Raw genomic sequence first — 15,043 nt, forward strand, 5'->3', positions numbered from 1 at the left:
TACCAGTTATTTTATCATAAATCGCAAAACCAGTTAATTTCATGGTATTTCAGTATTTTAATTTATTCTTATGTGCAAAAAGAAATTTGAAATGGTATTTTATTAACAAGCAAAAAATTAATAAATTCTTTAAAAACAAAGAATGGAGGAATTGGAATGCAACCAAAAATATTAATTAAAGGAAGCATAACCAGGATCTTATCACTTTTGAACGCTTTAATTGTTTTAGATTTTCCCGTTACTATCCAAGTAGACGACAGTGAACAAGTTCGATCAACCGTCTTTTCTAGTAAGATGTGTCATAACTTGTCAATCCAGATTGCAAGTAAGCCAGAATTAAATAATTTCGATGCATTATTGTATTTGCCAAACATTGATTTCTATAATCCCAAGTTGACGGATGCTACTCAAATTGCAGAAGACTTGAGACCGGAAATTGATAAACTAAGGAATTTAATCAATGACTGTGTCTCAAATGGATTTCGCGGTAAAATAGTGATTGATGCCCCACATGATGAAGTTTTTACGTATTTTGCAGCAAGTTTTTCTGGACTTGATAATCAAAATATCATTGGCGTTGGAACTCTTCCCCAAGAAATGCTACTAAAGAATGAGCTCCAGAGGAATTTTGACGTTAGTGCTGATGATATTAATGTCAATGTCTTAGGATTAAATACTAATAATTTAGTCGCGTGGAGTAGGGTTTACATTGGTCCTGCAACCTTGCTTTCATACCTGGCTGATGATAGTAACAACTATAGTAGTGACATCATTACTCAAGTTCAAGAAGTGATTGATGATCAGGGGGTTGTTATTAATGAAATGATCCAAAGTAAAGCTATTGTCCGACTACTTTTTTCGATGTATGAGGGTCAATCGTTAATTTGTTCAGTTGTAAATGTTGATAAAGAAAAAGATGAGCTAAGGCTGGATGTTAGCCCCAAACTAATTAATCGAAATGGAGCAGCTCAATCGATTCGACTTCAGCTTTCAGAGGACGAACAAAAAAAGTTAAACTCAGACGTTGAATGGGCCAATAATATTATTGCAGCCGTGATTAATGGAGGAAAAAATGCCTCGAAAAACTAATGATAGTTATTCTTATCCCATTGTTGATGATTGGAGTCGAAAAGAATTAATTGATGTTTGTCATTTCTTTGAAAATATTGAAATGGCTTATAATAATAAGGGAGTTAATCGAAAGAAACTAATGGATAGTTATCGACGCTTCTGTGAGATTAATCCGGCAAGAGTCGAACAAAATAATTTACAAAGAGATTTTGAAAAGCAGTCTGGTTTAGATGTGTATCATGTTGTTAAATTAGCAAAAGAAAACTCGGATTTAAAGACCATTAAGCGAAAGGAATGATTTCCATCACAACAGTAGATGATTTAAATAAAATTGATCAAGATGTTTGCCAAATCTTAAAAACCGCACGGGCGTTTGTCATGGAAAGATTAAATGGTCATTTAGACGTAGATGAAAAAACTGGAAGGAAAGATTTAGTTACAAACATTGATAAAGACAACGAAAAGTTTTTTGTAAAACAGCTAAAAGCACTTAAACCTGACAGTAAAGTTCTCGGTGAAGAGGGCTTAGGTGACAAAATTGACAATTTAAACGGACGGGTTTGGATTGTAGATCCAATCGATGGAACGATGAATTTTGTAAAGCAACGTAATCACTTCGCAATGATGATTGCCTATTATGTCGATGGCGTACCAACCCTCGGGTTCATTTATGATGTTATAAATAACAAGTTGTATCATGGTGGTCCTGATATTGGTATCTATGTTAATTCTGAGACAATGAATCCTCCAGTTAACGGTTCTCTTGAAGACGGGTTGATTGGAATGAGTGGTCCGCTTGTTATTAGGGATGTTTATCATATGCAAGAAATTGCAGAGGCTAGTTCTGGTTATCGAATTTATGGTAGTGCTGGGATCGAAATCGTTGCTGCTCTTTGCGGGGAGACAATCGGTTATATTTCGCATTTAAGGCCTTGGGATATTGCTGCTGGTCGTGTTCTTGCTGAAACGCTTGGGATGACCGTTTCTACTATTGACGGCAAGCCCATAAATATGCTATCATCAAACACAGTTTTGTTAGCGACAAAAAAGGCGCAAAAAGATATTCTGAAAATTTCGACGAAGCGTTAATCAAAAGCTGTGATGGACTCACAGCTTTTTTATCGAAGTTGGGTTATTAACTTATCAAATTGCAAATTTTTGAATTGCTTTTTTGAGGAGGAAACATTTTTGAAAACAAGAGACGATATTAGAAACATTGCCATCATTGCCCATGTCGATCACGGTAAGACGACCTTGGTTAATGAATTATTAAAGCAATCTGACACTTTGAATGATCACACTGAGATTCAAGATCGTGCGTTAGATTCTAACGCGATTGAACGTGAACGTGGAATTACCATTCTGTCAAAAAATACTGCCGTTAAATATGGCGACAAACAAATTAACATTTTGGATACTCCAGGACATGCCGACTTTGGTGGAGAAGTTGAGCGTATCATGCGAATGGTTGATGGTGTCCTTTTGGTTGTTGATGCAGCCGAAGGAACAATGCCACAGACCCGTTTTGTTTTAAAGAAGGCTTTGGAACAACATTTGACTCCAATCGTTGTAATCAACAAAGTTGATAAGCCTGGTGCAAGACCTGAAGCAGTTGTTGATGAAGTTCTTGATTTATTCATTGAATTAGGTGCTGATGAAGAACAACTGGAATTCCCAGTGGTTTATGCCTCTGCTATGAACGGAACTTCAAGTTATGATCCTGACGTTTCAAAGCAGGAACACACTATGAAGCCGGTTTTTGATACCATTATCAAAAACATCCCTTCACCAATCGATAATTCAGACGATCCATTACAATTCCAAGTTGCAATGCTTGATTATAACGATTTCGTTGGTCGAATTGGTATTGGCCGTGTCTTCAGAGGTAAGATCAAGGTTGGGGATAATGTTGTTCTCATGAAACTTGATGGGAGCACTCAGAAGTTCCGTGTTACTAAATTGATGGGATTCATTGGTCTTCAAAAAGTTGAAATCAATGAGGCTAAGGCCGGAGATTTAATTGCTGTCTCTGGAATGGAAGACATTAACGTTGGTGAAACCGTTGTTAGCCCTGATAAGCAGGAACCACTTCCTGTTTTGAGAATTGACGAACCAACCCTTCGGATGACTTTTGGAACCAATACTTCACCATTTGTAGGTCAAGACGGGAAGTATCTGACTGCTCGTCAACTTGGCGATCGTCTGAAGAAGGAACTTCATACGGATGTTTCTCTTCGAGTTGAAGACACTGATGATCCAGGTGCTTGGGTTGTTTCCGGACGTGGGGAACTTCACCTTTCAATCTTGATTGAAACCTTGCGTCGTGAAGGTTACGAACTTCAAGTTTCCCGTCCTGAAGTTATCTACAAGGATGTTGACGGAGTTAAGTGTGAACCATTTGAATCCGTTCAGATTGATACCCCAGAAGAATATTCTGGTTCAATCATTGATACCTTGTCACAACGTAAGGGTGAAATGAAAAACATGGAAAACGTTGGAAATGGTCAGGTTCGAATGACTTTCTTAGTTCCATCACGTGGTTTGATTGGGTACAGCACTCAATTTTTATCATTGACTCGTGGATACGGAATCATGAACCATTCATTCAGTCAATATCTTCCAGCCATCAAAAATTGGAATCCTGGTCGTCGTAACGGAACTTTAGTTTCAATTAATTCAGGTAAGGTAACTACTTATGCCATCATGGCCGTTCAAGACCGTGGTAAGATTTTCACTGATCCTGGTACCGATGTTTATGAGGGTATGATTGTTGGTGAAAACGCACGAGATAATGATATTTCGGTTAATATTACTCGTGGTCGTAATCAAACCAACGTTCGTGCAGCTGGATCCGAAGATATTGCGAAGGTTAAGGAACCAGTTCATATGACTCTTGAAGAATCACTTGAATTCCTAAACGAGGATGAACTTTGTGAGGTTACTCCAGATCATATCAGATTAAGAAAGAGAATTTTAAATACTAATGAACGTGAAAAGGCAGCTAAGAAGCGCCGTCACAATTAATTAAAATAATTAAGACTATTTAACCATTGTTAAATAGTCTTTTTTTATTTGGTGATACTAGTATAATGAAAGGTATTAATTCATGAATTTTACATATTCAGTTGGAGATTAATATGATTAAATACTTAAAACAGCTAGACTGGTACATTATGGTGCCATACCTATTACTGAGTTTGATTGGGATCGTCATGGTCTTTTCATCTAGTGAAGGGTTAAGCGCTCATGCGGAAATTGCTTTCCATTATTTAGAATATCAAGTTAGTTTTGTAATTGCTAGTTTCTTTGTATTGTTTTTTTTCTCAACGTTAAAAAGTAAATTACTTGAGGGAAATATAAAGTTCTATATAATTGCAATGATAATTATGACTGGAGTGTTGATTTTTTTAAAATTTTTTGGATCTAGTACAAATGGGGCTGCTGGATGGATTAGACTTGGACATCTTAGTATCCAACCGGCTGAGTTTTGTAAGCCGTTGTTCATTTTGTATTACGCAAACGTTTTGGCCAATGAAAAGCAATATTTTGAGAATGTTGGATTAAGGTATGAATTTATGAAAGTAGCTATGCCTAGTATTCTCCCAGCATTTATGATTTTTTTAATTGCTTTTCAGCCTGATACTGGTGGTGCAGCGATTAATATATTCATTATTTTAATGATGATTCTGGCAGCCGGAAGTAACTTTAAGGCTTCAAGAATTTGGATTGTTGTAATTGGCATCTTTATTTTAGGGGTTAGGATTTGGATTAAGCCATTTGAAGGAATTTTAAGTAGCATTCATGCTTATCAAATTCAAAGATTAATTAGTTTTTCAGATCCTTTCAAATATGCGCAAACTAGTGGACATCAATTGATTAATTCTTATTATGCAATTAGTAACGGAGGATTGTTTGGTGTTGGGATTGGTAACGGTATTCAAAAGATGGGTTACTTGTCAGAGCCAAATACTGATTTTATAATTGCAGTTATTGGTGAGGAACTCGGGATCGTTGGTATTTTAGTTGTTTTGGGACTCTTGTTGTATCTTGTTTTAAGAATCATCGCAGTTGGTAGTCGAACTAACGATACCTTTTATAGTACGATTTGTTATGGAACTGCAGCTTACATTTTTATTCAGACCTTATTTAATGCTGGTGGTGCGGTCGGTATGATTCCTTTAACTGGAGTTGCACTTCCATTTATCAGTTACGGGGGTTCAAGTATAATGGCACTTTCCATTTGTCTTGGACTAGTCCTTTATATTAGTAGAGTGGAAAAAAGAGAACGTAGTAATAAAAAAGTGAAGTAAGGTGAAATCATGGCCAAATTAACTGACCGAACGGAATTGATTGTTTCAACATACTCGATTCGTCAAATTAAAAACCTAAAGAGATTTGGTGATATTCGATTTGTATCGAAAAAGATGCATTATGTTATTATTTTTGTTGATAGTTCTGATTTAGATACGACTATCCAAGAAATTAGTAAACTTAGGTTTGTTAAAAAGGTTGGGGTATCTCCAACCGTTGACTTGGCACTTGCCTTTGGTGAGATTAATGCTGAAAATAACGTTGAAGAGTAGGAAACAAAAATGAGAATAATTTCAGGCAAATTTGGAGGACGTAAAATTAAACCAGTCCCTGGGAATCGGACGCGTCCAACAACCGACAAAGTGCGAGAAGCGTTATTTAACATGATTGGACCATACTTTGATGGCGGTAGTTTTCTGGATTTATATGCCGGGTCAGGGGCTGTCTCCCTTGAGGCCATTTCTAGGGGAATGGATCATGCCGTTTTAGTTGATAAACAGTATGCTGCGTACAAAACTATTAAACAGAACGTAGCGATTGATCCGAATACTGCTGATTTTTCTGTGTGGAAGATGAATGCTGAATCAGCGCTGCTTAAATTAAAAAAAGAAGGTCATTTCTTTGACTATATTTTTTTAGACCCCCCATATAAGAAACAACAGATGGTTAAACAACTGGAAGAGATTAGCGATAGTGGTTTATTAAATCATAGTGGGATGGTAATCTGTGAGACTGACAATCAAACTGATATGTCTGATGATGTTAAAAATTATCGCCTCATTAAACAAAAAGATTATGGTTTAACGGTGATATCAATCTATCAAATTTTAATATAAAGGGAAAAATTATGAAAAAAGCCATTTATCCGGGTAGCTTTGACCCCATTACCAATGGACATTTGAATATTATTAAGCGAGCAACGCAACTATTTGACGAAGTTGTCGTTGCCATTGGCGACAATTCGAGTAAAGTGGGGTTGTTTACCCCTAAAGAACGGAAAGAAATGGTTGAAACGTGTGTGGCTGGCTATTCAAACGTTACTGTTAAGGTCTATTCTAATTTAACGGTTGATTTCTTAAAAGCAGAACATGCCAATATCCTGATCCGAGGGATTCGGGATACTAAAGACTTTGAAAACGAACAGGAAATTGCTAGTTTAAACCAAATGTTGGATTCGCAAATTGAGACCGTGTTGTTGTTTGCCAACCATGATTATGAATTGATTTCGTCTTCAATGGTTAAAGAGATTAATCATTTTGGTGGAGATGTATCAAAATTTGTTCCTAACGTTGTGTGTGAGGCATTAAAGGAGAAGAGAAATCAGTGAAGACAATCTGGAAATGGATTAAACATAACCAATTTTTTTTGATTTTCCTAGGGATCATTATTTTTATATTGTGGTTCCTTTTTTGGCCGCTTAATGCTTTGATTGAAGCGCCTGGTGAAGCCGTTAACATTCAACCAATGGTTAAAATTCAAGGAATTAAACCAAATAAGAAGAATAAGTTTATGATCACTGCAGTTTCAATGTCGCAGGCTAGACCAATCACTTACTTGTATTCAAAAGTGAATCCCCATGTTTCAATTGAGAAAACGTCAGATGTGATGGGAAATCAAAGTAATCAAGAGTATGATAACGTACAAGATATTTATATGAAGACGGCTATCAATAATGCAATTTATGTTGGCTACCACAAAGCTCATGGTAAAATTAAGCAAAGTTATCATGGTGTGTATGTATTAAACGTTTATCCGCAATCCGATTTCGCCAATAAATTGAAGCCTGGTGATTTAGTTGAATCAATAAATGGGAAAAAATTATATAAGGGTCCCGAATATGTAAAGTACATTCAAAGTTTACCCAAGCATGCGCAACTTAAAATTACTTTTAAACGGAATGGAAAAGATAAACAGGCGATCGGCACAAAGAAACAACTGGTCAAGGGGTTTTATGGGATTGGAATCGGAATGATTGATGATATGAGTGTTAAAACTGATCCTAAGGCCAATATTAACCCAGGAAAAATTGGTGGACCCTCTGGTGGTCTGATGTTTGCCCTGCAAGTATATAGTGAATTAAAACATACGAATTACGATTACAAACGAATTGCAGGAACTGGGACGATTGCCGCCAATGGTCAAGTGGGCGAAATTGGTGGAGTGGATAAGAAAATAATTGCTGCTAATAAGAGTGGCGCACAGGTTTTCTTTTGTCCATACGTTAAACCGACTGAGCCAATTTTGAGAATGGAGCAAGGTCATAAGACTAATTACCAAGTGGCTAAAGCAACTGCCAAAAGGTATGCCCCTAAAATGAAAATTGTTCCGGTCACATCTTTTGATGACGCTTTGAATTATTTAAATCAAAAACACAGCTAAAAGCTGTGTTTTTTTCGTATTTAAATGTGAAAGGAGAGAAAGATGGATAAGTTATATGAATTTATTGAGGAATACAAGTACAGAATTATTGGAGGATTGATAATTATTGTGGTAGGACTGCTGGGATATTGTGTTTTTGCATCTCAAAATAGTAGCGGGCAAGCACCACGGACTAATTTGCAAACAACAGCCAAAGCAAATCGCAGAAAAAACGTTACTAAATCAACCGCAGAGAATTCGGCAGGCAATGGGAATGATGATCACCAACAAGTGTATGTTGATGTAAAGGGAGCAGTTAATAAACCAGGAGTTTATCAGGTTGGTAAAAACATGCGTGTTTCTGATGCAGTTGAATTAGCAGGTGGTTTTAATCGTTCAGCGGATGCTAAACACATTAATTTGGCGCAAAAATTGTCTGATCAACAGGTTGTTTATGTCCCAATTCGTGGAGAAATTAATGGATTACCAAAGACCAATCAAGTTGCTAGTGATTCATCAGGCAATTCGGCTGGAAGTGATAAAGGTTCTGATAGCGGAAAGGTTAATATTAATGAAGCAGATAAAGCTAAACTTCAACAGCTAAATGGGATTGGTGATAAGAAGGCTGATAAAATAATTGCTTATCGGAAACAAAGTGGCCCATTTAAAAAGCCTGAGGACTTGAAAAACGTTCCTGGATTTGGTGATAAGACCGTTGCAAATTTGAAAAGTTCGATTACTGTTTGAAGCAACTGTGATAGATAAATATTGGTATACTAGATTTAACTATTCTAGTGAAGGTGATGACAGTTATGAAAAAGAAAAGGATTCCGTGGGACCAATATTTCATGTTGCAAGCGATGTTAGTTGCGTCCAGAAGTACATGCAATCGACGATCTGTCGGTGCGGTATTGGTGCGAAATAAGCGAGTAATTGCTTGTGGATATAACGGTTCAGTATCAGGAGATGTCCATTGTATTGACGAAGGGTGTTATTTAGTAGATGGTCATTGTCAAAGAACAATCCACGCCGAGATGAATGCCATTCTACAATGTGCTAAGTTTGGTGAGTCAACTGATAATGCTGAGTTATACGTCACTGATGTACCTTGTTTGCAGTGTACAAAGATGTTACTTCAGGCCGGGATCATTAAAATCAAGTATTTAAGAAATTATCATAACAGTGAGTATGCTAAAAAGTTATTGGACATGAAACATGTCTCTTTAGAAAAAGTTGATGTTAATCAAAATGATGTTAATAATCTACCGTTTGAATCATTCTTATCCGTCGATAAATAATTAAAAAGAATTTTTTGGTTTTTACATCCATTTTGTGGGTGCTTGGTGCATTCGCATTTTTTGGAAATCACGTAATTGGAATTGTTTTATTAATTTTATGGTTGATTCGTATCTTTCTTTTAAGAATTCCCCGTTTCTTTTCAAAAAGTGTCATCTCACTGCTAATTCCACTGATATTTTTTGGAATTTGGCAAAATCACATTAACCGACAAGTTAGGGTGATACCTAAGACAGAAACGACTTCGACTTGGATAGCTAAGGTCCATCCAGATGAATTACAGCTTCATGGAGATACGTATAGTGGAGTTGTAGAAATTCCCCGGCTAAAACAGCGGGTATTAATTTATGGGTTTGTAAAAAATAAGAGTGAAAAAGATGCTTTGCTTCATCTTAATCACACCAGCGAATTTATTATTGATGGCCAACTTAGTTTGATTGATTCACCACCCAATTTTGCTCAATTTGACTCCAAGAGTTTTAATCGCGCTAAGGGAATTGTGAGTGAAATTAAATGTGATCAAATTAAATACCGTCAGATTTGTAGCAATCAAGGTTTAGGTAATCGGGTTCACGACTTAAGGTTTCAAATGATTAAAACGTGTGATCAATTACCTAAACATCTACGGATGTACGTTTTGGGTATCATTTATGGAAGTCGGAGTAGTGATTTTAGAGAAGAACTGACCGGGGTCCAACGCTTGGGTCTCATCCACTTATTCACAATTTCGGGGATGCACGTTTATTATTTAATTGGTTTGATTACGTGGATTATGACGACTTTGCGATTGAGAAGGGAGCAGGTTAATTCATTCTTAATCATTTTTCTTCCATTTTACTTTGTAATTGCTGGTGCAGGAGCTAGTTTACTTCGGGCAATTATAATGGCCGAAGAACGCTTGGGTCTAGATAAAGTGTATCTTGACATATCTCCCTTAGATATCTGGTCCAGTGCGGTGATGATCAACTTGCTGATTAATCCATTGTTTATTTTTCAGTTTGGATGTCAGCTTTCATATTTATTATCACTTGGGTTAATCCTGACGAAAAACTGTGGGTTTTTAAAACAAACTATCCTACTTAACTTAATTAGTTTACCGATTATTTTGTATCATATGTATGAGTGGCATGCATTATCTTTGTTTGCCAATCTGTTATTTGTCCCTTTCTTTTCAACCTTTATATTTCCGATTGTGTTAATTGGATATTTGCTGTCATTTTTAAAATTTGATTTGATTGTTTCATTAATTGATACAACCTTAAAGACATTTGACCAGCTTTTAAATTTTCTTTCAAGGCTTCCAGGAAATTTGGTGATCGGGAAACTAAACGTATGGATCGTTTTATTAATGGCAATAATTTCTTTACTACTCATTGAAAAAGTAACTATGAAGCGAATGATTCTTTTAGTGTTATTTTTTAGCATTGGTTTTGTGATGATTCATTTTCCAATGAATGGAGAAGTTGATGCATTTGATGTTGGTCAAGGGGATAGTTTTCTTGTTAGAGAGCCATTTAATCGTTCGATTACGTTGATTGACACTGGCGGAAAGCCTAATTTCTTTGGCAAACAGAAGCGGGCCAAAATTTATCAAGCCAATGATACTTCAATCCAATATTTAAAAAGCATTGGGATTTCAAAACTTGATAATGTTTGTTTAAGTCATCAAGATGCTGATCATGTTGGTGATTTGCCGGCCTTCTTAAGTAAAATGAAGGTTGATCGGGTTTATGTTCCGTGGGGGATGACTAATAATCAAAGCTTTTTAAGGCGAATTAGACCGTATCAAGGACAGTTTCAGTTGCTTGATGCCAAGACTGGAAATCGAATTAAAAATTCCCCATTTCAAGTTGTTCATCCGATGAAAAGTGGGTCTGGTGAAAATCAAGATTCCATGGTACTTTTTGGTAAAATTGGCGGTTTGAAGTGGATTTTTATGGGTGATTTGAACCGAGAGGAAGAACTTAAGATTATCCAAAAATATCCTGATTTGCGAGTTGATGTGATCAAGCTAGGTCATCACGGAAGTAAGACTTCATCCGATCCTAGATTTATCAGGGCAATTAATCCTAAAGTTGCTCTGATATCTGCGGGTCGTCATAATCGTTATAATCATCCAAATCAGGAAACTATTGATACAATGAACCAACAACATGTTGTAATTATCAGTACCAAAAAGAATGGTATGATTAGATATAAATTCAAAAATAATAACAAAGTTGGAAAATTTGAAACAAAGTGGAAGGTGGCACGTCGTTGAGTGTCGTAGAACAAGTTAATCAGATTGATAGTGATCCTAAATCAATTTATTTAATCCTTGGAAATGATGATTATTGGATCGATATAATTCAAAAGAAACTAAAGTCTCTGATCCCAAATGATGAACGGACAATGAATTTTGCTACTTATGATATGGAAGAAACATCGCTTTCCGTTGCGCTAAATGATGCGATGTCAATTCCCTTTTTTGGGAAAAGACGACTAGTCTTCATTAAGAATCCATATTTTTTAACCGGTGAAAAAAATAAAAGCAAAACCGTTCATCATTCAGAAGAACTCATAAATTATTTGAAGAATGCTCCTGATGAAACAACTCTAGCTTTTTTTGCTTCATACCAAAAGTTAGATGCTAGAAAAAAAGTTAGTAAGGAGCTTTTAAAACGTGCGGAAGTAATCGACTTAAATCGGTTTTCTGAAAGGGAAATTAAGCAGTTAGTGCAAAGTAAGATTAAGAACAGTGGATATTCGATCGATCGAAATGCACTTGAAGAACTTCTTTCTCGAACGTCGGGTAATTTGGCTAGTGTTATGAATGAATTAGATAAACTCTTTTTATACAAAATCAATGATAAAAAAATAACGCTTGATGCGGTCGATTCGTTAGTATCAAAATCGATGGATCAAAACGTTTTTGATTTAATTAATTATTTAATGAGTGGTAAAACAACGCAAGCAATCGAGTTTTATCATGATTTAATTTCTCAGAAGCATGAGCCAATTCAAATCAATGCAATTTTAGTTAGTCAGTTCAGATTATTACTGCAAGTTAAAATTTTAGATTATTTTGGCTATAGTCAGGGGAATTTAGCAAGTTCTTTACGGGTCCATCCGTATCGAGTAAAGTTAGCAATCAGGAACAATCGCAAGTATCCTAGAGAATATCTACGAGATGCATATATTAGTTTGGTAGAAATTGAAGAGCAACTGAAAAGTACGAGTATTGATCCAGAATTGTTGTTTGAAATGTTTGCCGTTAAACTAAATCAGAGTATAAAAAAAGAATCCGATTAATCGGATTCTTTTTTTAGTTGTCGTTTTTAGCAAGTTTATTTGCTAAATGAGACTTCTTACGGTTAGCGTTATTAGCTTTGATAAGACCCTTAGATTTTGCATGGTCAATTGCTGCAACAGCACTGCGGTATACACTATCTAAATCATCGGCACCAGAAGCTTCAGCTTTTTCGAATTTTTTGATTGCACTTCTCATTTCGTTCTTTTGAGATGCGTTTTTCTTTCTAGCTTCTTCGTTAGTTCGCATACGTTCGATAGCAGATTTAATTACTGGCATTAAGTTCACCTCCACCTTGTGAAATAAATTCAATTATTCACATCTTTTGACGTTCCTAATTATACAAAATCCATTGATTAATTGCAATAGCACTAAAAACAAGACTAATTTTTTAATGATAACTTGAATAACGCTTTCTTTTAGGTTATATTAAATAGGTAACTTAATCTTAGTTTTGCGAGTCACTGACGTATTACTCAGATTGAGGGATTAGATTAGAAAGGTGGAATGTAATAATGGCTTTAACTAAAGAACAAAAGAACGATATTATTAAAAAGTTTGCTCAACACGATGGTGACACGGGCTCGACAGAAGTACAAATTGCTGTACTGACTGCTGATATTAATGAAATTAATGGACACATGAAGACCCACAAAAAGGATTTTCATTCACAACGTGGACTTATGAAGAAGATCGGTCACAGAAGAAATCTTCTTGCTTACTTACGTAACAATGATGTACAAAGTTATCGTAAATTAATCAAGGAGTTAGGATTACGTCGTTAATCTTGATTTTAATAGGGCGGATTTTTTCCGCTCTTTTTTTATACATAAATAATTTAGTGCTTAATATAAATATGTTACACTGTTAACAGATATCATGAGCGTTTAGAGGCCAAGCTTCGCATAAAATAGTTAATTTTAATCGTAAGTAATTTTTTGAGAGGAACAAGTAATTATGAAAAAGAACATCAAAATCATTCCACTGGGTGGAGTGAGAGAAAATGGCAAGGATCTTTATGCCATTGAAATTAATGATAATAGTATTTTTATTTTGGATTGTGGACTAAAATACCCTCAAAACGAAATGTTAGGAATTGATTTTGTAATCCCAGATTTTTCGTATTTAAGGGATAACGCCGATAAAATTGTCGGGGTTTTTCTTACCCACGGTCACGCAGATGCAATTGGTGCACTTCCATATTTTTTAAGTGAATTTAACGTTCCCGTGTTTGGAACGGAGTTAACGATTGGTTTGGCAAAGTTGGCGGTTGCCGATAATAAGAAGACTAAGAAATTTAATGATTTTCACGTCATTAATAGTAAAAGCGAAATTGTATTTGAGGATGGCACGGTTAGTTTCTTTGATACCACTCATTCAATTCCTGACTCAGTTGGGATCGTGATTAGTACTGAACTCGGAAACATTGTTTATACTGGTGATTTTAAATTTGATCAGACTGCTGCTGACGGGTACAAAACGGATTATTCAGCTCTTACTGATATTGGTAAAGAACACGTGTTGGCACTTTTAAGTGACTCAAGAAATGCTGACAATCCGGAAGAGAGTACTGACGAGAAAGAGATCAGAGACTATCTCTATGAAACTTTTCACTATCAGAAGGGTCGTGTGATCGTTGCTTGTCTTGCTAATAATATTTTAAGAATTCAAGAAGTATTAAACGCTGCGTCTAAGTCAGGTAGGAGAGTTTATCTAACCAGCAAGGGTCTAGAAGAGGTTATTGATACTGCGTTGAAACTTGGCAAATTAACGTTACCTTCTGACGATTTGTTTATTGAATCTGCAAAAGAGTTAGAGCAAATGAATCCGCATGAAGTTTTGATTCTACAAACCGGTAAGAACGGTGAACCAATGGAATCACTTCAAAGAATGGCTGATAACCGAGACAGAGACGTTGATATTCAGCCAGGTGACCTGGTCTTGATTGCTACCAGTCCATCCCGTGCAATGGACACTCCATGGGCTAAGACTCGCGATATGATCTATAAAGCTGGTGGAGAGGTCATGAGCATTGCTGATGAAAAGAATATTTCAGGGGATGCCAGCAAGCATGATCTTCAACTGCTCCTTAATTTAATTCATCCTGATTACTTAATTCCAATCCAAGGTGAGTATCGATTAATGGAAGCACAAAAAGAGCTAGCTGAGGAAGTTGGGATGAAACCATCACACGTTATTTTACCCGCTAAAGGTGATGTAATTGAGTTTGATGGTGAAAACATGTTTTTGTCAGAAGCTGTCCCAGCTTCTGACACCATGATTGATGGGATTGGTGTCGGAGACATTGGAAACATTGTATTACGAGATCGAAAAGTGTTATCGGAAGATGGTGTCTTCGTGGCAGTGGTTACTATCGACCGTAAGAAGAAAAAAATTATTTCAGAGCCCAAAATCATGGCTCGGGGATTTGTTTACGTTAATTCTGATAAATCCTTGCTTAAAGAAGCAGCTGATATTGTATCTGAAGCAGTCCAGAATAACCTTAATAACAAGGAGTTTGACTGGGGTCATTTAAAACAGGATGTTAGAGAAGACCTTGGACAATTTCTATACAAAAAGACTGGGAGAAGACCAGTAATTCTTCCAGTTATTATGGAAGTCAATCAACACCATAGAAGAAAAAAAGCTAACAATAAAAACGATCAAGAAGACTAAAGAAGTTGAGCCCCGGCTCAACTTCTTTAGTCTTCTTATGTG

At 36.1% G+C, this 15,043-nt stretch carries 16 protein-coding genes; 15 read left to right on the top strand and 1 reads right to left on the bottom strand.

Annotated elements, in window-relative coordinates; all coding sequences use genetic code 11:
- Positions 1 to 156: 156 nt before the first annotated feature.
- The 13 genes from AC6UDE_RS03235 (at position 157) to holA (ending at position 12,327) form a co-directional block, all read left to right on the top strand.
- Positions 157 to 1,089: a Rossmann-fold NAD(P)-binding domain-containing protein gene (locus AC6UDE_RS03235; protein WP_500693907.1), complete on the top strand. Its 933-nt coding sequence runs from the start codon at positions 157 to 159 to the stop codon at positions 1,087 to 1,089.
- A complete protein-coding gene (locus tag AC6UDE_RS03240) occupies positions 1,073 to 1,369 on the top strand; it encodes a UPF0223 family protein (RefSeq protein WP_500693906.1) in 297 nt (98 codons plus the stop codon). Before AC6UDE_RS03235 ends, AC6UDE_RS03240 begins: the two co-directional genes overlap by 17 nt.
- Positions 1,369 to 2,160, top strand: a complete 792-nt coding sequence (locus AC6UDE_RS03245) for an inositol monophosphatase family protein (protein ID WP_500696778.1) — start codon at positions 1,369 to 1,371, stop codon at positions 2,158 to 2,160. Before AC6UDE_RS03240 ends, AC6UDE_RS03245 begins: the two co-directional genes overlap by 1 nt.
- 99 nt (positions 2,161 to 2,259) lie before the next feature.
- Positions 2,260 to 4,095, top strand: a complete 1,836-nt coding sequence (gene typA / locus AC6UDE_RS03250) for a translational GTPase TypA (protein WP_500693905.1) — start codon at positions 2,260 to 2,262, stop codon at positions 4,093 to 4,095.
- 113 nt (positions 4,096 to 4,208) lie between these two features.
- Complete coding sequence (locus AC6UDE_RS03255; RefSeq protein ID WP_500696604.1) at positions 4,209 to 5,381, top strand: FtsW/RodA/SpoVE family cell cycle protein; 1,173 nt, start codon at positions 4,209 to 4,211, stop codon at positions 5,379 to 5,381.
- Between the two features lie 9 nt (positions 5,382 to 5,390).
- Positions 5,391 to 5,654 carry a YlbG family protein gene (locus tag AC6UDE_RS03260; RefSeq protein ID WP_500696605.1) on the top strand — a complete coding sequence of 88 codons (264 nt, stop codon included), beginning with the start codon at positions 5,391 to 5,393 and terminating at the stop codon, positions 5,652 to 5,654.
- A 9-nt stretch (positions 5,655 to 5,663) separates the two neighbouring features.
- A complete protein-coding gene (gene rsmD / locus AC6UDE_RS03265) occupies positions 5,664 to 6,218 on the top strand; it encodes a 16S rRNA (guanine(966)-N(2))-methyltransferase RsmD (RefSeq protein WP_500696606.1) in 555 nt (184 codons plus the stop codon).
- An 11-nt stretch (positions 6,219 to 6,229) separates the two neighbouring features.
- Positions 6,230 to 6,709: a pantetheine-phosphate adenylyltransferase gene (gene coaD, locus AC6UDE_RS03270; protein ID WP_500693901.1), complete on the top strand. Its 480-nt coding sequence runs from the start codon at positions 6,230 to 6,232 to the stop codon at positions 6,707 to 6,709.
- The gene (locus AC6UDE_RS03275; protein ID WP_500696607.1) at positions 6,706 to 7,761 is read left to right on the top strand and encodes a SepM family pheromone-processing serine protease; all 1,056 of its coding nucleotides are present in this window, start codon (positions 6,706 to 6,708) and stop codon (positions 7,759 to 7,761) included. Before coaD ends, AC6UDE_RS03275 begins: the two co-directional genes overlap by 4 nt.
- Before the next feature lie 42 nt (positions 7,762 to 7,803).
- Positions 7,804 to 8,487, top strand: coding sequence for a helix-hairpin-helix domain-containing protein (locus AC6UDE_RS03280; protein ID WP_500693899.1), 684 nt, complete (start codon positions 7,804 to 7,806; stop codon positions 8,485 to 8,487).
- A gap of 65 nt (positions 8,488 to 8,552) precedes the next feature.
- Positions 8,553 to 9,038 carry a ComE operon protein 2 gene (locus AC6UDE_RS03285; RefSeq protein WP_500695550.1) on the top strand — a complete coding sequence of 162 codons (486 nt, stop codon included), beginning with the start codon at positions 8,553 to 8,555 and terminating at the stop codon, positions 9,036 to 9,038.
- A gap of 218 nt (positions 9,039 to 9,256) precedes the next feature.
- The gene (locus tag AC6UDE_RS03290; RefSeq protein WP_500696608.1) at positions 9,257 to 11,296 is read left to right on the top strand and encodes a DNA internalization-related competence protein ComEC/Rec2; all 2,040 of its coding nucleotides are present in this window, start codon (positions 9,257 to 9,259) and stop codon (positions 11,294 to 11,296) included.
- On the top strand, positions 11,293 to 12,327 hold the full coding sequence (gene holA / locus AC6UDE_RS03295; protein ID WP_500696609.1) for a DNA polymerase III subunit delta: 1,035 nt from the start codon (positions 11,293 to 11,295) through the stop codon (positions 12,325 to 12,327). Before AC6UDE_RS03290 ends, holA begins: the two co-directional genes overlap by 4 nt.
- A gap of 13 nt (positions 12,328 to 12,340) precedes the next feature.
- Here holA and rpsT read toward each other — a convergent pair whose 3' ends face one another.
- Positions 12,341 to 12,604: a 30S ribosomal protein S20 gene (gene rpsT / locus AC6UDE_RS03300; protein WP_500695552.1), complete on the bottom strand. Its 264-nt coding sequence runs from the start codon at positions 12,602 to 12,604 to the stop codon at positions 12,341 to 12,343.
- 236 nt (positions 12,605 to 12,840) lie between these two features.
- On the opposite strand from rpsT, the gene rpsO reads away from it, so the two are divergent.
- Entirely contained in the window at positions 12,841 to 13,110 is a 270-nt protein-coding gene (rpsO, locus tag AC6UDE_RS03305; RefSeq protein WP_500693894.1) for a 30S ribosomal protein S15, read from the top strand.
- Positions 13,111 to 13,282: 172 nt separating this feature from the next.
- Positions 13,283 to 15,001: a ribonuclease J gene (locus AC6UDE_RS03310; RefSeq protein ID WP_500693893.1), complete on the top strand. Its 1,719-nt coding sequence runs from the start codon at positions 13,283 to 13,285 to the stop codon at positions 14,999 to 15,001.
- Positions 15,002 to 15,043: the final 42 nt, after the last annotated feature.

The sequence above is a fragment of the Fructilactobacillus sp. X2R5C3 genome (genome assembly GCF_059901325.1).

What these genes read in the sequence shown, in the direction of transcription:
- AC6UDE_RS03255 (WP_500696604.1), top strand. Translation starts at nt 4,209, where the DNA reads ATGATTAAATACTTAAAACAGCTAGACTGGTACATTATGGTGCCATAC.
- AC6UDE_RS03310 (WP_500693893.1), top strand. Translation starts at nt 13,283, where the DNA reads ATGAAAAAGAACATCAAAATCATTCCACTGGGTGGAGTGAGAGAAAAT.
- AC6UDE_RS03280 (WP_500693899.1), top strand. Translation starts at nt 7,804, where the DNA reads ATGGATAAGTTATATGAATTTATTGAGGAATACAAGTACAGAATTATT.
- AC6UDE_RS03260 (WP_500696605.1), top strand. Translation starts at nt 5,391, where the DNA reads ATGGCCAAATTAACTGACCGAACGGAATTGATTGTTTCAACATACTCG.
- rpsO (WP_500693894.1), top strand. Translation starts at nt 12,841, where the DNA reads ATGGCTTTAACTAAAGAACAAAAGAACGATATTATTAAAAAGTTTGCT.
- rsmD (WP_500696606.1), top strand. Translation starts at nt 5,664, where the DNA reads ATGAGAATAATTTCAGGCAAATTTGGAGGACGTAAAATTAAACCAGTC.
- AC6UDE_RS03285 (WP_500695550.1), top strand. Translation starts at nt 8,553, where the DNA reads ATGAAAAAGAAAAGGATTCCGTGGGACCAATATTTCATGTTGCAAGCG.
- AC6UDE_RS03240 (WP_500693906.1), top strand. Translation starts at nt 1,073, where the DNA reads ATGCCTCGAAAAACTAATGATAGTTATTCTTATCCCATTGTTGATGAT.
- coaD (WP_500693901.1), top strand. Translation starts at nt 6,230, where the DNA reads ATGAAAAAAGCCATTTATCCGGGTAGCTTTGACCCCATTACCAATGGA.
- rpsT (WP_500695552.1), bottom strand. Translation starts at nt 12,604, where the DNA reads ATGCCAGTAATTAAATCTGCTATCGAACGTATGCGAACTAACGAAGAA.
- AC6UDE_RS03235 (WP_500693907.1), top strand. Translation starts at nt 157, where the DNA reads ATGCAACCAAAAATATTAATTAAAGGAAGCATAACCAGGATCTTATCA.